The 19,553-nt window shown below is 64.7% G+C and carries 16 protein-coding genes and 1 tRNA gene; all 17 read left to right on the top strand.

Annotation, left to right across the window (positions count from 1 at the left end; all coding sequences use genetic code 11):
* Positions 1-195: EF-Tu C-terminal domain-related protein (locus tag AC11WY_RS17880; RefSeq protein ID WP_482926359.1), on the top strand; the 195-nt coding region annotated here is incomplete at its 5' end.
* A 207-nt stretch (positions 196-402) separates the two neighbouring features.
* Positions 403-921 (top strand): alkylphosphonate utilization protein, encoded by a 519-nt coding sequence (locus AC11WY_RS17875; protein WP_482928005.1) that lies wholly within the window; start codon positions 403-405, stop codon positions 919-921.
* Between the two features lie 86 nt (positions 922-1,007).
* Positions 1,008-1,083, top strand: a tRNA-Trp gene (locus AC11WY_RS17870).
* Positions 1,084-1,123: 40 nt separating this feature from the next.
* Positions 1,124-3,907 (top strand): class I SAM-dependent DNA methyltransferase, encoded by a 2,784-nt coding sequence (locus AC11WY_RS17865; RefSeq protein WP_482928003.1) that lies wholly within the window; start codon positions 1,124-1,126, stop codon positions 3,905-3,907.
* A 105-nt stretch (positions 3,908-4,012) separates the two neighbouring features.
* A complete protein-coding gene (gene secE / locus AC11WY_RS17860; RefSeq protein ID WP_482928001.1) occupies positions 4,013-4,210 on the top strand; it encodes a preprotein translocase subunit SecE in 198 nt (65 codons plus the stop codon).
* Positions 4,211-4,398: 188 nt separating this feature from the next.
* Positions 4,399-4,932 carry a transcription termination/antitermination protein NusG gene (gene nusG / locus AC11WY_RS17855; protein ID WP_482927999.1) on the top strand — a complete coding sequence of 178 codons (534 nt, stop codon included), beginning with the start codon at positions 4,399-4,401 and terminating at the stop codon, positions 4,930-4,932.
* 108 nt (positions 4,933-5,040) lie between these two features.
* On the top strand, positions 5,041-5,469 hold the full coding sequence (gene rplK / locus AC11WY_RS17850) for a 50S ribosomal protein L11 (RefSeq protein WP_482927997.1): 429 nt from the start codon (positions 5,041-5,043) through the stop codon (positions 5,467-5,469).
* Between the two features lie 3 nt (positions 5,470-5,472).
* Positions 5,473-6,171, top strand: a complete 699-nt coding sequence (gene rplA / locus AC11WY_RS17845) for a 50S ribosomal protein L1 (RefSeq protein WP_482927995.1) — start codon at positions 5,473-5,475, stop codon at positions 6,169-6,171.
* Between the two features lie 267 nt (positions 6,172-6,438).
* The gene (gene rplJ, locus AC11WY_RS17840) at positions 6,439-6,954 is read left to right on the top strand and encodes a 50S ribosomal protein L10 (RefSeq protein WP_482927993.1); all 516 of its coding nucleotides are present in this window, start codon (positions 6,439-6,441) and stop codon (positions 6,952-6,954) included.
* A gap of 69 nt (positions 6,955-7,023) precedes the next feature.
* Positions 7,024-7,398: a 50S ribosomal protein L7/L12 gene (gene rplL / locus AC11WY_RS17835; protein ID WP_482927991.1), complete on the top strand. Its 375-nt coding sequence runs from the start codon at positions 7,024-7,026 to the stop codon at positions 7,396-7,398.
* Positions 7,399-7,643: 245 nt separating this feature from the next.
* The gene (gene rpoB, locus AC11WY_RS17830) at positions 7,644-11,777 is read left to right on the top strand and encodes a DNA-directed RNA polymerase subunit beta (protein WP_482927989.1); all 4,134 of its coding nucleotides are present in this window, start codon (positions 7,644-7,646) and stop codon (positions 11,775-11,777) included.
* Between the two features lie 48 nt (positions 11,778-11,825).
* The gene (rpoC, locus tag AC11WY_RS17825) at positions 11,826-16,079 is read left to right on the top strand and encodes a DNA-directed RNA polymerase subunit beta' (protein ID WP_482927987.1); all 4,254 of its coding nucleotides are present in this window, start codon (positions 11,826-11,828) and stop codon (positions 16,077-16,079) included.
* A gap of 141 nt (positions 16,080-16,220) precedes the next feature.
* Positions 16,221-17,033, top strand: a complete 813-nt coding sequence (locus AC11WY_RS17820) for a glycosyltransferase (protein ID WP_482927985.1) — start codon at positions 16,221-16,223, stop codon at positions 17,031-17,033.
* Positions 17,034-17,096: 63 nt separating this feature from the next.
* Positions 17,097-18,011: a DMT family transporter gene (locus AC11WY_RS17815; protein WP_482927983.1), complete on the top strand. Its 915-nt coding sequence runs from the start codon at positions 17,097-17,099 to the stop codon at positions 18,009-18,011.
* A gap of 249 nt (positions 18,012-18,260) precedes the next feature.
* The gene (gene rpsL, locus AC11WY_RS17810) at positions 18,261-18,632 is read left to right on the top strand and encodes a 30S ribosomal protein S12 (RefSeq protein WP_482927981.1); all 372 of its coding nucleotides are present in this window, start codon (positions 18,261-18,263) and stop codon (positions 18,630-18,632) included.
* An 11-nt stretch (positions 18,633-18,643) separates the two neighbouring features.
* Positions 18,644-19,114 carry a 30S ribosomal protein S7 gene (gene rpsG, locus AC11WY_RS17805; RefSeq protein WP_482927979.1) on the top strand — a complete coding sequence of 157 codons (471 nt, stop codon included), beginning with the start codon at positions 18,644-18,646 and terminating at the stop codon, positions 19,112-19,114.
* Between the two features lie 22 nt (positions 19,115-19,136).
* Positions 19,137-19,553, top strand: a 417-nt coding sequence (locus tag AC11WY_RS17800) for a GTP-binding protein (protein ID WP_482927977.1), incomplete at its 3' end; no start/stop codon positions are given.

Genomic DNA, 19,553 nt, shown 5'->3' with positions numbered 1-19,553 from the left:
TTCTACTTCCGCACGACGGACGTGACCGGCACGGTGATGCTGCCCGAAGGCACCGAGATGGTGATGCCGGGCGACAACCTGAAGTTCAACGTCGAACTGATCGCCCCGATCGCGATGGAAGAGAAGCTCCGCTTCGCCATCCGTGAAGGTGGCCGCACCGTCGGTGCAGGCGTCGTTTCGAAAATCATCGCATGATCTTGGAAACGAGACCGTCCGCGGAAACCGCGAAGGGGGGCGGTGCAGGCGTCGTTTCGAAAATCATCGCCTGATCCGGCGCCGACCGGCGCGCAATCGCACGGCGCGGGATTGCGCGCGCGGGGCGGACCTGTGAATGGAAGGGCGGAGGCTGTCACGCGATCGGCGTGACCCTCCGCCCTTCGCATTTTCCGGAAAGGTTCCCCCATGTCCGCCTGCGTCCTCTGCGCCGCGTCGCCCGCCAGCCTCGTCACCCTTGCCCCCGGCGAGGATGCGGCGATGCTTTGCCCGGTCTGCACGGCCGCGCTGACGGGCGACATCAGCCCCGGCCCGCGCTGGCGCTGCCTTGCCGACGCGATCTGGGCGGCCGAGCCCCCCACGCAGATCGCCGCCTGGCGCCTGCTCAAGGCCCTGCCGGGGGAAAGCTGGGCCGCCGACCTGCTGGAAACGGTCTATCTGGAGCCCGACGTGCTGGCCCGCGCCGAGGCGGGGCAGGGCGAGGCCGTGGCCGCCGTCGAACACCGCGACAGCAACGGCACCCTTCTGGCGCCGGGCGATACCGTGGTGCTGCTCAAGGATCTGCCGGTCAAGGGCAGTTCGATGGTGGCCAAGCGCGGCACGGCGGTGCGCGGCATCCGTCTGGTGCTGAGCAATGCCGCCCAGATCGAGGGTCGGGTGAATGACCAGCAGATCGTCATCCTGTGCCAGTTCGTGAAGAAATCCTGACGGCGGACGTTTGCCCGTCCGGGGCAGATTCCACGCGCGGCCTCTTGATTTCCCGCGCCCGCTGCCGTAACTCCCGCCGCAGGCCTAGGAGTTTAGCTCAGTTGGTAGAGCATCGGTCTCCAAAACCGAGGGTCGTGGGTTCGAGTCCCCCAACTCCTGCCAGCCTCTTTCCAAACCGCACGGATGCTGGCACAACCTTTGCATGAGGTTGTCCTGGAACGAAATCCGGGCGCGGGCCGCGGCCTTCGCCGCCGATCACGCGGGCGACCGCGACGAGCGGCGCGATACGCACACGTTCTGGAACGACTTCTTCCGCATCTTCGGGGTGGAACGCCGCCGCGTCGGCATCTACGAGAAATCGGTCACCCGGATTACCGGCAACCCCGGCTTCATCGACCTGTTCTGGCCCGGCACCCTGATCGTCGAGCAAAAGTCGCTGGGCCGCGACCTGTTCGGCGCGCAGGCGCAGGCGATGGGCTACATCCACGGCCTGCCGGATGCGGAAAAGCCGCGCTACCGGCTGGTCTGCGATTTCCGCACCTTCCAGTTGACCGATTTCGAGACCGGCGCCGAAACCGCCTTTACCCTGCCCGATCTGCCCAAACACATCGACAAGTTCGGCTTCGTCCTGGGCCGTCAGGTGACGCACTTCAAGGATCAGGCGCCGGTCAACATCACCGCCGCCGAACTGATCGGCCATCTGCACGACAAGCTGGCCGCCTCGGGCTACACCGGCCACCGGCTGGAGGTGTTCCTGACCCGCATCGTGTTCTGCCTCTTTGCCGACGACACCGGGATATTCGAGCCCAAGGACATCCTGTGGGACTGGCTTGACGGGCTGGCCGATCCCGCCATCCTCGGCCCCGCGCTGGGTCGGCTGTTCGACGTGCTCAACACGCCCGAGGATCAGCGGCAATCGACCCTGCCCGCCGATCTGGCGCGGTTTCCCTACGTCAACGGCCACCTTTTCGCCGAATACTTCCCGCCGCCTGATTTCGACGAGGGGATGCGCACCGCCCTTCTGAACGCCAGCCGGTTCGACTGGACGCCGATCTCGCCCGCGATCTTCGGCTCGCTGTTCCAGAGCGTGATGGACGCCAGGGCCCGCCGCGCCAAGGGGGCGCATTACACCACCGAAAAGAACATCCTCAAGCTGATCGGGCCGCTCTTCCTCGACGATCTGCGGGCCGAGTTCGCGGCGGCGCGCGGGCGCAAGACCGGGCGGCGGCAGGCGCTGGCGGCGTTTCACGACAAGCTGGCGGGGCTGACCTTCTTCGACCCGGCCTGCGGCTGCGGCAACTTCCTGATCATCGCCTACCGCGAGCTGCGCCTGCTGGAGCTGGAGCTGCTGAAGGATCTGCGCACCGACGGCCAGTTGAACCTTGATGCCGCCGCCCTGTCGCGCATCGACGTGGACCAGTTCTACGGCATCGAACTGGAGGAGTTTCCCGCCCGCATCGCCGAAACCGCGCTGTGGATGATGGACCACCTGATGAACCTCGCGCTCAGCGCGGCGTTCGGCGGCTACTACCCCCGCATCCCGCTCAAGAAGGCGCCCCACATCACCCACGGCGACGCGCTGGAGATCGACTGGGCCACCGTGCTGCCGCCCGAGCGGTGCAGCTATGTGCTGGGCAATCCGCCGTTCGTGGGGGCGAAGTTCCAGAGCGTTCAGCAGCGCGCACAGGTGCGGCGGATCGCGGCGCTGGGGAAGTCGGGCGGCACGCTGGATTTCGTGGCGGCGTGGTTTCTCAAGGCCGGGGCCTATGTGCAGGGGGCGACGCGCATCGCCTTTGTCGCCACCAATTCGATCACCCAGGGCGAACAGGTGGCGCAACTCTGGCCGCTGCTGTTCGACCGCTGCGGGCTGGAGATCGGCTTTGCCCACCGCACCTTCGAGTGGGGGTCCGACGCGCGCGGCAAGGCGCATGTGCATGTGGTGATCCTCGGGCTGGATCGCCGCGCCAACGCGCCGGATCAGCGGCGGCTGTTCTCCTATGCCAAGGTCGGCGGCGAGCCGGTCGAGACGATGCACAAGGCAATCTCGCCGTATTTGTTCGATGCCTCGGGGCTGGGGAATCCGCATCTGGTGGTGCGGGAGATACCAAATCCCATCAACGGGATGCCCAAACTTCTTAGCGGCTCGCAGCCTATTGATGATGGGCACTTCATCTTTGATGCCGACAGTGCGAAAGCCTTTGTTTCAATTGAGCCTCGCGCCGAGAGATTTCTCCGGCCATACATAGCGGCAAGAGACTTTTTGCAGGGCGGCACTCGCTGGGTGTTGGTCCTGAGAGACGCACCTCCAAATGAGCTTCGAGACATGCCAGAAGTTCGACGCAGGATCGGCTTGGTGCGCGAGTTCAGGAACAAGAGCCAAAGAGACTCAACTCGTGCAGCGGCAAAATTTCCTACTCGGTTCAGCTTCGAGTTAATCCCCGATGGACGTTTCTTGGTATTGCCGAAAGTAAGTTCGGAACGCCGTGAATATGCGCCGATAGCGGTTCTGGAAGCGCCCGCTGTTCCCAGTGACCTTGTCTTTGTCATTGATGACGCCACCCTCTCCGACTTCGCCATCCTTACCTCCGCCATGCACATGTCGTGGCTGCGCCACATCGGCGGGCGGCTGAAGAGCGACTTCCGCTACTCCATCGGCCTCGTCTACAACACCTTCCCTCTGCCGCCCGCCGCCGACCTGTCGAAACTCGACCCGCTGGCGCAGGCGGTGCTCGACGCCCGCGCGGCGCATCCCGGCGCGACGCTGGCCGATCTTTACGACCCCGACCTGATGCCGCCCAACCTGCGCGCCGCCCATGCCGCGCTTGACCGGGCGGTGGACCGGCTTTACCGGCCGCAGGGCTTCGGCTCGGACCGCGAGCGGGTGGAACACCTCTTTGCCCGCTACGAGGCGATGGTGGCGCCGCTGCTGGCGACAGCAAAACCGCGGCGCGGGCGGCGCGCCAACGTCGGTGCAACGTCGGTGTAATGTCGGTGTGTTTTCGGTGTGGTTTCGGTGCCCCCCCGGCGGGCTTGAACTGGCACGACAATGCGCGTATCCCGCGCCGGGAATGACACAGGTCGGGACGTTGGAATGGCACAGGTGAACCCCCTCAAGTTCGTGCAGCAGGTGCGCTCGGAGGTCGGCAAGGTGGTCTGGCCGTCGCGGCGCGAGGTGCTCTTGACCACGATGATGGTGTTCGCGATGGCGGTGGTGACGGCGACGTTCTTCTCGCTGATCGACATCGCGATCGGGCAGGGGCTCAGCGCCGTTCTGGGCATGTTCAACTGAGCCCGGCATTTCGGCGCCCGCCCCTTGAACTTGCGGTGCGATCGCTGTAACCGGGGCGGAACTTTCGGCGGCAGGCGCGCGGCGATTCGGGCCGCGCGCTGTTTTTTGTTCGGAGGTCGGCGGGCAACCGTCTGATTCAGAAGAACTTTCGGCACACGTTTGCCGGGCGAGACAGGAAGACCAGACAGATGGCCAAGCGGTGGTATTCGGTGAGCGTTCTCTCGAACTACGAGAAGAAGATCGCCGAGCAGATCAAGCAGGCCGTGATCGACGCCGGTCTCGAAGACGAAATCGAAGAGGTTCTGGTGCCCACCGAAGAGGTGCTGGAGGTTCGGCGCGGCAAGAAGGTCACCTCGGAACGGCGCTTCATGCCCGGCTATGTGCTGGTGCGGATGGAGATGTCGAACAAGGGCTATCACCTGATCACCTCGATCAACCGGGTGACCGGGTTCCTCGGTCGCCAGGGCAAGCCGCAGGCGATGCGGGATGAAGAAGTGAACGCCATCCTCCACCGTGTCGAGGAAGGCGAGATCGCGCCGCGCAACCTGATCCGCTTCGAGATCGGCGAGCAGGTGCAGGTGACCGACGGCCCGTTCGAAGGCTTCTCGGGCATGGTCGAGGACGTCGACGAAGCGCACGGTCGCCTGAAGGTGACGGTGTCGATCTTCGGCCGGGCAACCCCGGTCGAACTGGAATTCACCCAGGTCACCAAAGGGACCTGAGTGCATCCGTGGGAGGCGAGCGTGCCGGACCTGATCCGGCACGGCGGACCGGACCACTAAACCAAGGCCCCGAACCTATGCCGGGGCGGTGACAGAAGGAGCGGCCAGATGGCCAAGAAAGTAATCGGCAGCCTCAAGCTGCAAGTGAAGGCCGGGCAGGCCAACCCCTCCCCGCCGGTCGGTCCCGCGCTGGGTCAGCGCGGCCTGAACATCATGATGTTCTGCAAGGACTTCAACGCCAAGACGCAGGACCGCGAACTGGGCGCCCCGACGCCGGTGATCATCACCTACTACCAGGACAAGTCGTTCACGCTCGACATCAAGACCTCGCCGGCCTCCTACTACATCAAGAAGGCGGCCAAGGTTCAGTCGGGGTCCAAGCGTCCGGGTCGTGACGTTGCGGGTTCCGTGACCGTGGCGCAGGTGCGCGAGATCGCCGAAGCCAAGATGAAGGATCTGAACGCGACCTCGATCGAGGCGGCGATGCAGATCATCGTCGGCTCGGCGCGGTCGATGGGCATCGAGGTCAGGGGGTAAATCATGGCAAAGCTTGGAAAACGCACCCGCGCGGCGCGCACGGCCTTTGTCGACAAGGCGAACCTCTCGGTTGAAGATGCGGTGTCGCTGATCAAGGCCTCGGCGACGGCGAAGTTCGACGAAACCGTCGAGATCGCGATGAACCTGGGCGTCGACCCGCGCCATGCCGACCAGATGGTCCGTGGCGTGGTGCAACTGCCGAACGGCACCGGCCGCACGCTCAAGGTCGCCGTGTTCGCGCGCGGCGCCAAGGCGGATGAGGCCAAGGCCGCGGGCGCCGACATCGTGGGCGCCGAAGACCTGATGGAAACGATCCAGTCGGGCAAGATCGAGTTCGACCGTTGCATCGCGACGCCGGACCTGATGCCGCTGGTGGGCCGTCTGGGCAAGATCCTCGGACCGCGCAACCTGATGCCGAACCCGAAGGTCGGCACCGTGACGATGGACGTGAAAACGGCCATCGCGGCGGCCAAAGGCGGCGAAGTGCAGTTCAAGGCGGAAAAGGCGGGCGTGATTCACGCTGGCGTCGGCAAAGCCTCGTTCGACACCGAAAAGCTGGCCCAGAACATCCGCGCCTTCGTGGACGCGGTTGTCCGGGCGAAGCCGTCGGGCGCCAAGGGCACCTACATGAAGAAGGTGTCGCTGTCCTCGACGATGGGCCCGGGCGTGTCGGTCGAGATCAGCTCGGCGACCGGGAACTGAGGTTACGGGCGCGCGGAAGCGCACCTGACAAGATCTCCTCCGGCCTTCGGGCCGGGGGGATGACGGTGCGGAAACGCCCCGTCCTGTCCGAGACGGTGGGTGGGCGCTTGCCCTTAATTTCCTGCCTGAGATGGGGAACGAGACGGATTTCTTGAGGGTGATCCCCTCGGGCGATGTTGGCCTCGGGAACCTGGCGGACCCGATGCCCCGGAACTGTTCCGGGGCAAACATGAGCCGGGGGGAAACCCCCATACTTGGAGTGAACCTGTGGATAGAGCCCAGAAAGAGAAAGTGGTCGAGGAACTCGGCCAGATCTTCGAAAGCTCTGGCGTGGTTGTGGTTGCACACTACGAAGGTCTGACGGTTGCGAACATGCAGGCCCTTCGCGCGCAAATGCGCGTTGTTGGCGGGTCTGTCCGTGTTGCCAAGAACAAGCTCGCCAAGATCGCCCTTGAGGGGAAGCCCTGCGAAAGCATCGGCAACCTTCTGACGGGCATGACCGTGATTGCCTACTCCGAAGACCCCGTCGCTGCGGCGAAGGTCACGGACGCCTATGCCAAGACGAACGAAAAGTTCGTCATCCTTGGCGGGGCGATGGGCAGCACGGCGTTGGACCCGGCCGGTGTGAAGGCCGTGGCAGGGATGCCGTCGCGCGAGGAGCTTATCGCTTCCGTCGTGGCGTGCATCGGTGCCCCGGCTGCCAGCATCGCCGGAGCCATTGGCGCGCCTGCTTCCAACATCGCGGGCATTCTCACGACACTCGAAGAGCGCGAAGCTGCCTGACGCAATCTCGGACCGACGTGGGGTTGATCCCGACACGTTGGAACCCATCTTTAACGAACGGAACCGAAAATGGCTGATCTGAACAAACTCGCCGAAGAAATCGTGAACCTCACGCTGCTTCAGGCGCAAGAACTGAAAACCATCCTCAAGGACAAATACGGCATCGAGCCGGCCGCCGGTGGCGCCGTCATGATGGCCGGCCCGGCTGCCGCGGCCGCCCCGGCGGAAGAGGAAAAGACCGAATTCGACGTCGTCCTGATCGAAGCCGGTGCCCAGAAGATCAACGTGATCAAGGAAGTCCGCGCGATCACCGGTCTTGGCCTGAAAGAGGCCAAGGATCTGGTGGAAGCCGGTGGCAAGGTCAAGGAAGGCGCGACCAAGTCTGATGCCGAGGCCGTGAAGAAAAAGCTCGAAGACGCTGGCGCCAAAGTCGAGCTGAAGTAATCCGGCGTGGCGCCCTGCGCGCTGCGACGCTGAAAAACGGCTGGGTCCGAAGCGATTTCGGGCCCGGCCGAACCTGTCTTGGATAGGGCTTTCACCGGAAAGCCCCATCCAAGGCAGGGTCAAGGTTCGGGAGCTGGCCATTTGGGAAGGTCGGCATGAATTGAACAGACCCTACTGTTTCGCAAGCGGCGTCTGCCGGGCCCAACGGCCGGACGCCCGCGAAAGATAGAAAGGTGACCTTGAGCATGGCGCAATCTTACGTCGGCCAGAAGCGCATCCGCCGTTACTACGGCAAAATCCGCGAAGTCCTGGAGATGCCGAACCTCATCGAGGTTCAGAAATCCTCCTACGACCTGTTCCTGAAATCGGGCGACGGCCCGAAGCCGCAGGACGGCAACGGGATTCAGGGCGTGTTCCAGTCGGTGTTCCCGATCAAGGACTTCAACGAGACCGCGGTGCTGGAGTTCGTGAAATACGAGCTTGAAAAGCCGAAGTATGACGTCGACGAGTGCCAGGCCCGCGACATGACCTATGCCGCGCCGCTGAAGGTGACGCTGCGCCTGATCGTGTTCGATGTCGACGAAACCACCGGCGCGCGCTCGGTCAAGGACATCAAGGAACAGGACGTCTACATGGGCGACATGCCCCTGATGACGTCGAACGGCACGTTCATCGTGAACGGCACCGAGCGGGTGATCGTTTCCCAGATGCACCGCAGCCCCGGCGTGTTCTTCGACCACGACAAGGGCAAGACCCATTCCTCGGGCAAACTGCTGTTCGCCTGCCGGATCATTCCCTATCGCGGGTCGTGGCTCGATTTCGAGTTCGACGCGAAAGACATCGTGTTCGCCCGCATCGACCGCCGCCGCAAACTGCCGGTGACGACGCTGCTCTATGCGCTGGGCATGGATCAGGAAGGCATCATGGATGCCTATTACCAGACCGTGTCCTACAAGCTGGCCAAGAACCGCGGCTGGGTCACCAAGTTCTTCCCCGAACGTGTGCGCGGCACCCGGCCGACTTTCGATCTGGTCGATGCGGGCACCGGCGAGGTGATCTGCAAGGCGGGCGAAAAGATGACCCCGCGCATGGTCAAGAAGCTGGCCGACGAAGGTTCGGTCACCGAACTTCTGCTGCCGTTCGAGCAGATCCTCGGCCGCTATGTCGCCAAGGACATCATCAACGAACAGACCGGTGAAATCTGGGTCGAGGCCGGCGACGAACTGACCTGGGATCTGGACCGCGAGGGCAACGTCAAGGGCGGCTCGCTGAAGCTGCTGATGGATCAGGGCATCACCGAGATCCCCGTGCTGGACATCGACAACGTCAACGTCGGCCCCTACCTGCGCAACACGATGGCGGTGGACAAGAACATGGGCCGCGATACCGCGCTCATGGATATCTACCGCGTCATGCGCCCCGGCGAGCCGCCGACGGTGGAGGCCGCCAGCCAGCTGTTCGACACGCTGTTCTTCGACAGCGAGCGGTATGACCTGTCGGCCGTCGGCCGGGTGAAGATGAACATGCGTCTGGACCTGGGTCGCCCGGATACCCAGCGCACGCTCGACCGTGCCGACATCGTCGCCTGCATCAAGGCACTGACCGAACTGCGCGACGGCAAGGGCGAGATCGACGACATCGACCACCTCGGCAACCGTCGGGTCCGTTCGGTCGGCGAACTGATGGAAAACCAGTATCGTGTCGGCCTGCTGCGGATGGAGCGGGCGATCAAGGAACGCATGTCCTCGGTCGAGATTGACACGGTGATGCCGCAAGACCTGATCAACGCGAAACCGGCCGCGGCCGCGGTGCGCGAGTTCTTTGGCTCGTCGCAGCTTTCGCAGTTCATGGACCAGACCAACCCGCTGTCGGAAGTGACGCACAAGCGGCGTCTGTCGGCCCTCGGGCCGGGCGGTCTGACCCGTGAACGCGCCGGTTTCGAGGTGCGCGACGTGCACCCGACGCACTACGGCCGGATGTGCCCGATCGAAACGCCGGAAGGCCAGAACATCGGCCTGATCAACAGCCTCGCGACCTACGCGCGGGTGAACAAGTACGGCTTCATCGAGACGCCGTATCGCAAGGTGGTGGACGGTCAGGTGACCGATGACGTGATCTACATGTCGGCCACCGAAGAGATGCGCCACACCATCGCGCAGGCCAACGCCAACCTCGATGCCGAAGGCCGTTTCGAGCACGAGCTTGTCTCCACCCGCAAGGGCGGCGAGTTCATGCTGAACCCGTCGGAAGCCGTGGACCTGATCGACGTGTCGCCCCGCCAGCTTGTGTCGGTCGCCGCCGCGCTGATCCCGTTCCTGGAAAACGACGACGCCAACCGCGCGCTGATGGGCTCGAACATGCAGCGGCAGGCGGTGCCCCTGCTGCAATCCGACGCGCCGCTGGTCGGCACCGGGATCGAGGGCGTTGTCGCCCGCGATAGCGGCGCCGCGATCATGGCGCGCCGGTCCGGCGTGATCGACCAGGTCGACGCGACCCGTATCGTCGTGCGCGCCACCGAGATGCTGGACCCGGGCGAACCGGGCGTGGACATCTACCGTCTGCGCAAGTTCAAACGCTCGAACCAGTCGTCGTGCATCAACCAGCGCCCGCTGGTGAAGGTGGGTGACACGGTCACGCGCAACGAGGTGATCGCCGATGGCCCCTGCACCGATCAGGGCGAACTGGCCCTTGGCCGGAACATCATCGTCGCGTTCATGCCGTGGAACGGCTACAACTACGAGGACTCGATCCTGATCTCGGAACGCATCCTGCGCGACGACGTCTACACCTCGATCCACATCGAGGAATACGAGGTTTCCGCCCGCGATACCAAGCTGGGGCCGGAAGAGATCACGCGCGACATCCCCAACGTCGGCGAGGAAGCGCTGCGCAACCTCGACGAGGCGGGCATCGTCTACATCGGCGCCGAGGTGCAGCCGGGCGACATTCTGGTGGGCAAGATCACGCCCAAGGGCGAAAGCCCGATGACGCCGGAAGAAAAACTGCTGCGCGCCATCTTCGGCGAAAAGGCCAGCGACGTGCGCGACACCTCGCTGCGCCTGCCGCCGGGTGCGTTCGGGACGATCGTCGAAGTGCGGGTGTTCAACCGGCACGGCGTCGACAAGGACGAACGTGCGTTGCAGATCGAGCGCGAAGAGGTTGAACGCCTTGCCCGCGACCGCGATGACGAACTCGAGATTCTCGAGCGCAACATCTACACGCGCCTGAAGACGATGATCTTCGGCAAGACCGCCGTGAAGGGCCCGAAAGGCGTCAAGGCGGGCTCCGAGATCACCGAGGAACTTCTGGGCACGCTCAGCCGCGGCCAGTGGTGGCAGTTGGCGCTGGCGGAAGAGAATGACGCAAAAGACGTCGAGGCCCTGCACGACCAGTTCGAGGCGCAGAAACGCGCGCTCGAAGCCCGGTTCGAGGACAAGGTCGAGAAGGTCCGTCGCGGCGACGATCTGCCTCCGGGCGTGATGAAGTCGGTCAAGGTCTTCGTTGCGGTGAAGCGCAAGTTGCAGGCGGGCGACAAGATGGCCGGCCGTCACGGCAACAAGGGCGTCATCTCGAAGGTCGTGCCGATCGAAGACATGCCGTTCCTGGCGGACGGCACGCCGGTCGACTTCGTGCTCAACCCGCTTGGCGTGCCAAGCCGGATGAACGTGGGGCAGATCCTCGAGACGCACATGGGCTGGGCCGCGCGCGGTCTGGGCCTGAAGATCGACGAGGCGCTGAAGGAGTACCGCCGGTCGGGCGACCTGACCCCGGTGCGCGAAGCGATGCGTCTGGCCTATGGCGACGACATCTACGAGGCGGAACTGGCCGGGCGCGACACCGACTCGTTCGTCGAGGCGGCGCGGGAAGTGACCCGCGGCGTGCCGATCGCGACGCCGGTCTTCGACGGTGCGAAAGAGGCGGACGTGAACGACGCGCTGCGCCGGGCCGGGTTCAACCAGTCGGGCCAGTCGATCGTGTTCGACGGGCGTTCGGGTGAGCAGTTCACCCGGCCGGTGACGGTCGGCGTGAAGTACATGCTGAAGCTGCACCACCTTGTCGACGACAAGCTGCACGCCCGGTCCACCGGGCCCTACAGCCTTGTCACGCAGCAACCGCTGGGTGGTAAAGCCCAGTTCGGCGGCCAGCGTCTGGGCGAGATGGAGGTCTGGGCACTGGAAGCCTACGGTGCCGCCTACACGTTGCAGGAAATGCTGACCGTCAAGTCGGACGACGTTGCCGGGCGGACGAAGGTCTACGAGTCCATCGTCAAGGGCGAGGACAACTTCGAGGCTGGCGTGCCCGAGAGCTTCAACGTGCTTGTCAAGGAAGTGCGCGGCCTCGGCCTGAACATGGAACTCCTGGATGCGGAGGACGAGTGAGGGCGGTTTCGCCCTCACTCTCCCATCCCCTGACATGAAGGACGCAAGATGAACCAGGAACTCACCCATAACCACGGCAGCAACCCGTTCAACCCGGTCGCGCCCGTGAAGACCTTCGACGAGATCAAGATCTCTCTGGCCTCGCCGGAGCGGATCCTGAGCTGGTCCTATGGCGAGATCAAGAAGCCCGAAACGATCAACTACCGGACCTTCAAGCCCGAGCGGGACGGGCTGTTCTGCGCCCGCATCTTCGGGCCGATCAAGGACTACGAGTGCCTCTGCGGCAAATACAAGCGCATGAAGTATCGCGGCGTCGTCTGCGAGAAGTGCGGCGTCGAGGTGACCTTGCAGAAGGTGCGCCGCGAGCGGATGGGCCACATCGAACTGGCCGCGCCGGTTGCGCACATCTGGTTCCTGAAATCGCTGCCCAGCCGCATCGGCCTGATGCTCGACATGACGCTGCGCGATCTGGAACGCATCCTCTACTTTGAAAACTACGTCGTGATCGAGCCGGGTCTGACCGACCTGACCTATGGCCAGTTGATGACCGAGGAAGAATTCCTCGACGCGCAGGACCAGTACGGCGCCGACGCCTTCACCGCCAACATCGGCGCCGAAGCGATCCGCGAGATGCTGGCCGCGATCGACCTTGACGCCGAGGCCGAGCGGCTGCGCGAGGAACTGAAGGAAGCCACCGGCGAGCTGAAGCCGAAGAAGATCATCAAGCGGCTGAAGATCGTCGAGCACTTCGTCGAGTCGGGCAACCGGCCCGAGTGGATGATCCTGACCGTGCTGCCGGTGATCCCGCCGGAACTGCGCCCGCTGGTCCCGCTGGACGGCGGCCGCTTTGCCACGTCGGACCTCAACGACCTCTACCGCCGCGTGATCAACCGCAACAACCGCCTGAAGCGGCTGATCGAACTGCGCGCGCCCGACATCATCGTGCGTAACGAAAAGCGGATGCTGCAGGAAGCGGTCGATGCGCTGTTTGACAACGGCCGCCGCGGCCGCGTGATCACGGGTACCAACAAGCGCCCGCTGAAGTCGCTGTCGGACATGCTGAAGGGCAAGCAGGGCCGGTTCCGCCAGAACCTGCTGGGCAAGCGCGTCGACTTCTCGGGCCGCTCGGTCATCGTGACCGGGCCGGAACTGAAGCTGCACCAGTGCGGGCTGCCCAAGAAGATGGCGCTGGAGCTGTTCAAGCCGTTCATCTACTCGCGGCTTGAGGCGAAGGGGCTTTCGAGCACCGTCAAGCAGGCGAAAAAGCTGGTCGAGAAAGAGCGCCCCGAGGTTTGGGACATTCTCGACGAGGTGATCCGCGAACACCCGGTTCTGCTGAACCGCGCGCCGACGCTGCACCGTCTGGGCATCCAGGCGTTCGAGCCGATCCTGATCGAAGGCAAGGCGATTCAGCTTCACCCGCTGGTCTGCTCGGCCTTCAACGCCGACTTCGACGGCGACCAGATGGCCGTTCACGTTCCCCTCTCGCTGGAAGCCCAGCTTGAGGCGCGCGTGCTGATGATGTCGACCAACAACGTGCTGTCGCCCGCCAACGGCGCGCCCATCATCGTGCCCTCGCAGGACATGGTGCTGGGGCTCTATTACACGTCGATGGAGCGCAAGGGCATGCTGGGCGAAGGCATGATCTTCTCTGACGTCGATGAGGTCGAGCTGGCGTTGGCCGCCAAGCAGGTGCACCTGCACGCCAAGGTGCAGTGCCGCGTCAAGCAGATCGACGCCGAGGGCAACGAGGTCTGGAAGCGGTTCGACACCACGCCGGGCCGCGCCCGTCTTGGCGCGCTTCTGCCGACCAACGCCAAGGCCCCGTTTGAACTGGTCAACCGGCTGTTGCGCAAGAAGGACGTGCAGAACGTCATCGACACGGTCTACCGCTACTGCGGCCAGAAAGAGTCGGTGATCTTCTGCGACCAGATCATGGGCATGGGCTTCCGCGAGGCGTTCAAGGCCGGCATCTCGTTCGGCAAGGACGACATGCTGATCCCGGAATCGAAGTGGACCATCGTCAACGAGGTCCGCGATCAGGTGAAGGAGTTCGAACAGCAGTACATGGACGGCCTGATCACCCAGGGTGAGAAGTACAACAAGGTCGTCGATGCCTGGTCGAAGTGTTCCGATGCCGTCGCGTCCGAGATGATGAAGGAAATCTCGGCCGTTCGTTACGACGATGCGGGCGCCGAGAAGGAACCGAACTCGGTCTACATGATGTCGCACTCGGGGGCGCGGGGTTCGCCCGCGCAGATGAAGCAGCTTGGCGGGATGCGCGGCCTGATGGCCAAACCGTCGGGCGAGATCATCGAGACGCCGATCATCTCGAACTTCAAGGAAGGCCTGACCGTGCTGGAGTACTTCAACTCCACCCACGGCGCGCGGAAGGGTCTGGCCGATACCGCGCTGAAGACGGCGAACTCGGGCTATCTGACCCGCCGTCTGGTCGACGTGGCGCAGGACTGCATCGTGCGCAGCCAGGACTGCGGCACCGAGAACTCGATCACCGCGGTCGCCGCGGTGAATGATGGCGAGGTGGTGTCGTCGCTGGCCGATCGCGTTCTGGGCCGTGTCGCGGCCGAGGACGTCGTGGTGCCGGGCACCGATACGGTGCTGGTGAAGCGCGGCGAGCTGATCGACGAGCGCAAGGCCGACCTGATCGACAAGGCCAGCGTCGCGTCGATCCGCATCCGCAGCCCGCTGACCTGCGAAGCGGACGAGGGCGTCTGCGCCACCTGCTACGGGCGCGACCTTGCCCGCGGCACGATGGTGAACGTCGGCGAGGCTGTCGGCATCATCGCCGCGCAGTCGATCGGCGAACCCGGCACGCAGTTGACGATGCGGACGTTCCACATCGGCGGCATCGCGCAGGGCGGCCAGCAGTCGTTCCTGGAAGCCAGCCAGGAAGGCCGGATCGAGTTCCGCAACGCCCTTTTGCTGCTCAACGCCAACGGCGAGCAGATCGTGATGGGGCGGAACATGACGATCGTCATCATCGACGACAACGGGCAGGAACGCGCGAGCCACAAGCTCAGCTACGGCTCGAAGGTCTTCGTGAAGGATGGCCAGGCGGTGAAGCGGGGCGCCAAACTGTTCGAGTGGGATCCCTACACCCTGCCGATCATCGCCGAAAAAGGCGGTTCGGCGCGGTTCGTGGACCTGATCTCGGGCATCTCGGTGCGCGAGGATACCGACGAAGCCACCGGCATGACCCAGCGGATCGTGTCGGACTGGCGGTCGGCGCCGAAGGGCAACGACCTGAAGCCCGAGGTGATCCTGATGGACCCGACCACGGGCGATCCGATCCGCAACGAGGCCGGCAACCCGATTTCCTACCCGATGTCGGTCGACGCGATCTTGTCGATCGAGGACGGGCAGGACCTGAAGGCCGGTGACGTGGTGGCGCGGATCCCGCGCGAAGGGGCCAAGACCAAGGACATCACCGGGGGTCTTCCCCGCGTGGCGGAACTGTTCGAAGCCCGTCGCCCGAAGGACCACGCGATCATCGCCGAACACGATGGCTATGTGCGCTTTGGCAAGGACTACAAGAACAAGCGTCGGATCACGATCGAACCGACCGACGACAGCCACAACTCGGTCGAGTACATGGTGCCGAAGGGCAAGCACATCCCGGTGCAGGAAGGCGACTTCGTGCAGAAGGGCGACTACATCATGGACGGCAACCCCGCGCCGCATGACATCCTGCGGATCCTGGGGGTCGAGGCGCTGGCGAACTACATGATCGACGAAGTGCAGGACGTCTATCGCCTGCAAGGCGTGAAGATCAACGACAAGCACATCGAGGTCATCGTGCGCCAGATGCTGCAGAAGTGGGAGATCCTGGATTCGGGTGAAACCACGCTGCTGAAGGGCGAGCACGTCGACAAGGACGAGCTGGAAGAGGTCAACGCGAAAGCCATGGCCAACGGGCTGCGCCCGGCCTCGGGCGAGCCGATCCTGCTGGGCATCACCAAGGCCAGCCTGCAAACGCGCAGCTTCATCTCGGCGGCGTCGTTCCAGGAAACCACGCGGGTTCTCACCGAGGCTTCGGTGATGGGCAAGCGCGACAAGCTGGTCGGCCTGAAGGAAAACGTCATCGTCGGCCGACTGATCCCGGCGGGCACCGGCGGGGCCACCACACGGATCCGGCGCATCGCGTCGGAACGCGACCAGAAGGTGCTTGACGCGCGCCGGGCCGAGGCGGAAGCCGCGGCCGCGCTGGCCGCGCCGCATCCCGACGTGTTTGGCGAGGATGAGGGCGCGGGCCTGGTGGACACGCCGGAAAGCCGCGACTGAGACAAGGCCGAACCGGCCTGACCCTGAAAGCCCCCGCCCGAAACGGCGGGGGCTTTTCATTTCGCGGTCACGGGATTCCCTTTCGGGTGCTGCACATGCTAGCGTCACCCGAGGGCCGGGCAGCAAGGGGCAGAGGCGCGCATGGCAGGCAGGCTGCGGAACCGGATCGTCGGGCTGGTGCGCTTTTCCTACGCCGCGCTCAGCGGCTTTACGAAGGCGCCCGAGGATGCGGCGGCGCTGGACGCGATGCTGGCCGATCCCGTCCGGCTGGAACGCCGGTTCCACCTGTTCGAGGCGCTGACCATCCCCGCGCTGATGGCGCAGTCCGATACCCGGTTCGACACCATCTTTCTGACCGGCACCGGCTTGCCCGCCTCCGCGCGCGCCCGGCTGGAGGCCGCTGCGCGCAAGGTGCCGGGGGGCCGGGTGATCGCGCTGCCGCCGCTGCACCATTACCCCGCCACCCAGCGCGCCTTTGCCGAGGTGGTGGGCGAGGAGGCCAGCCACCTGACCAGCTTCCGGCTGGATGACGACGACGCCATCGACACCGACTACGTTGCCCGCCTCCGACGCCTCTCGGATGGGCTCCTTGGGCTCTGCGGGCCCGATCGCCCCTTCACCATCGGGTGCAATCGCGGCTTCTTCCTCGAGCTTTCGCCCGGCGGCAACCGGCTTTACGACGTGGTCGAAAAGCTGCCGCTGGGTATCGGGCTGGCGATGACGGCCACGGCAGCCAGCGGCGAGAACATCTTTCGCCGCAACCACCGCCTGCTGCCGCAGTTCTTCACCACCTTCACCGACGCCGACACGCCCGCCTTCATCCGCACCGTCCACGACGACAACGACAGCGCGCCCCATGCCAGCGGCGTGGTCGGCAAGATGACCGAGGCGGCGATTGCCCGGACCATCGCCGACCGCTTTCCCTTTACCGCCGAGGGCCTGCTGGCGCTCTGATCACGCTGGCGTCAGACGAGGGGTGCTGGTAGCCCTCGACGGCAAACCCGGGGAGGGGCGGTCTTGGCCTTGAGCGACAACGCGCGCGGCGCGCTTTACATGAACGTCGCCATGGCCGCATTCACGCTGAACGATGCCTGCATGAAGGCCGTAACCGAAACGGTGCCCACCTTTCAGGCCGCCGCGCTGCGCGGCGGTGCCGTCGTGCTGGCTCTGCTGCTGCTGGCGCCGCGGATGGGCGGCCTGCGGCTGTGGTTGCCGCGCCGCGAGGCCGGGGTGATCGCTTGGCGGTGTCTGGGCGAGGTCGTCAGCACCGTCGCCTTCCTGATCGCGCTGAAGCACATGCCGCTGGCCAACATCTCGGCCGTGATGCAGTCGCTGCCGCTGGCGGTGACGCTGGGCGCCGCGATCTTCTTCGGCGAGGCGATCGGCTGGCGCCGCGCGCTGGCGATCGGCGTCGGCTTCCTCGGCGTGCTCTTGATCATCCGGCCCGGCACCGAGGGGTTCGACCGCTGGTCGCTGCTGGCGCTGGTGGCGGTGGCCTCGGTGGTGCTGCGCGACCTGACCACGCGGCGGGTGGCAAGAACGGTGCCCTCGGTCACGGTCGCGCTCTACTCGGCGGGGTCGGTGGCGCTGATGTCGGCGCTGGCGCTGCCGTTCGACGGCGGCTGGCCACCGTTGGACGCCGGGCAACTGGCGGTGCTGCTGGCGGCATCGGCCTGCCTTGTCGTGGGCTACATGGCCAGCGTCAGCGCGATGCGGGTGGGCGAGGTCGGCTTTGTCGCGCCGTTCCGGTATACCTCGCTGGTCTGGGCGATCATTCTGGGCTGGCTGGTGTTCGGCCAATTGCCGGGCGCGCTGACCCTGACCGGGGCCGGAATCGTGATCGCGACGGGTCTGTTCACGCTTTACCGCGAGCGTCGCCAGCGCCTGCAGACAAAGGCCGCTGCGGCACGGGCGCCGACCGCCGAGTGTTGACAACCCCCGCGACTCCCCCTATACGGCGCCCACTTCGGGTGTCGGGGCATGGTCTCGGGCTGCCTGAAGGTCAGAAACGGAAGTGGTCACGATCCGGGCGCAGGCCCCGATCCTCTGGAATTCCACCGCGTCGTCCCCGCGAAGGGGGCGCATGCGGTTTTGGTGTTTTGCGCTGGTCGCAAGGCATCGTCGAGAAGCGGCGCCCCCGGCGGGGGTGAGTATTGACAAAGTGCAACACGAGGACCGTGCATGCCAACGATTCAACAGCTGATCCGCAAACCGCGGCAGCCCAACGTCAGAAAATCCAAGTCCGCGCACTTGGAATCCTGCCCGCAGAAACGCGGTGTCTGCACGCGCGTCTACACGACGACGCCGAAGAAACCGAACTCGGCCATGCGGAAAGTCGCCAAGGTGCGCCTGACCAACGGGTTCGAGGTGATCAGCTACATTCCGGGCGAAAAGCACAACCTTCAGGAACACTCGGTGGTCCTGATCCGTGGCGGCCGTATCAAGGACCTTCCGGGTGTGCGTTACCACATCCTGCGCGGCGTTCTCGATACCCAGGGCGTGAAAGACCGCCGTCAACGCCGGTCGAAATACGGCGCCAAGCGGCCGAAGTGAGGAGCTGAGATATGTCCCGTCGTCACGCAGCTGAAAAGCGCGAAGTCCTTCCCGATGCCAAGTATGGTGATCGGGTTCTCACCAAATTCATGAACAACCTGATGATCGACGGCAAGAAGTCGGTCGCCGAGGGGATCGTCTATTCCGCGCTGGAGCGGGTGCAGTCGCGCCTGAAGCGCGAGCCGATCGAAGCCTTCCATGAAGCGCTGGAAAACGTGAAACCCTCGGTCGAGGTGCGTTCGCGCCGCGTCGGCGGTGCCACCTATCAGGTGCCGGTCGAAGTGCGCATCGAACGCCGCGAGGCGCTGGCGATCCGCTGGCTGATCATCGCGGCCCGCAAGCGCAACGAGAACACCATGGAAGAGCGCCTTGCCGGCGAGCTTGCCGATGCCGTGAACAACCGCGGCACCGCGGTGAAGAAGCGCGAAGACACCCACAAGATGGCCGACGCCAACAAGGCGTTCAGCCATTACCGCTGGTAACCAATTAGCCTGAGGCACTCCAATGGCACGCGACTACCACCTCGACCATTACCGCAACTTCGGGATCATTGCCCACATCGACGCGGGCAAGACGACCACGACCGAGCGGATTCTGTTCTATACCGGCAAGTCCCACAAGATCGGCGAAGTCCATGACGGCGCCGCGACGATGGACTGGATGGAGCAGGAGCAGGAGCGGGGCATCACGATCACCTCGGCTGCGACCACCACCTTCTGGCAGCGCACCGAGGATCCGGGCGTGACTCCCGAGGGCGAGACCAAGTTCCGCTTCAACATCATCGACACCCCCGGCCACGTCGACTTCACCATCGAAGTCGAGCGTTCGCTGCGCGTGCTGGACGGCGCGGTTTGCGTGCTCGACGGCAACCAGGGCGTCGAGCCCCAGACGGAAACCGTATGGCGTCAGGCCGACAAGTAC

It is taken from the genome of Solirhodobacter sp. (assembly GCF_964715405.1).
The sequence above is the reverse complement of the archived record's forward strand: the minus strand, read 5'-3'. Positions and strand labels throughout refer to the sequence as shown.

Coding starts and splice junctions, on each gene's coding strand:
- rpoB (WP_482927989.1), top strand. CDS start 7,644: ATGGCGCAATCTTACGTCGGCCAGAAGCGCATCCGCCGTTACTACGGC.
- rpsG (WP_482927979.1), top strand. CDS start 18,644: ATGTCCCGTCGTCACGCAGCTGAAAAGCGCGAAGTCCTTCCCGATGCC.
- AC11WY_RS17820 (WP_482927985.1), top strand. CDS start 16,221: ATGGCAGGCAGGCTGCGGAACCGGATCGTCGGGCTGGTGCGCTTTTCC.
- rpoC (WP_482927987.1), top strand. CDS start 11,826: ATGAACCAGGAACTCACCCATAACCACGGCAGCAACCCGTTCAACCCG.
- rplL (WP_482927991.1), top strand. CDS start 7,024: ATGGCTGATCTGAACAAACTCGCCGAAGAAATCGTGAACCTCACGCTG.
- nusG (WP_482927999.1), top strand. CDS start 4,399: ATGGCCAAGCGGTGGTATTCGGTGAGCGTTCTCTCGAACTACGAGAAG.
- rplK (WP_482927997.1), top strand. CDS start 5,041: ATGGCCAAGAAAGTAATCGGCAGCCTCAAGCTGCAAGTGAAGGCCGGG.
- AC11WY_RS17865 (WP_482928003.1), top strand. CDS start 1,124: ATGAGGTTGTCCTGGAACGAAATCCGGGCGCGGGCCGCGGCCTTCGCC.
- AC11WY_RS17875 (WP_482928005.1), top strand. CDS start 403: ATGTCCGCCTGCGTCCTCTGCGCCGCGTCGCCCGCCAGCCTCGTCACC.
- rpsL (WP_482927981.1), top strand. CDS start 18,261: ATGCCAACGATTCAACAGCTGATCCGCAAACCGCGGCAGCCCAACGTC.
- rplA (WP_482927995.1), top strand. CDS start 5,473: ATGGCAAAGCTTGGAAAACGCACCCGCGCGGCGCGCACGGCCTTTGTC.
- secE (WP_482928001.1), top strand. CDS start 4,013: ATGGCACAGGTGAACCCCCTCAAGTTCGTGCAGCAGGTGCGCTCGGAG.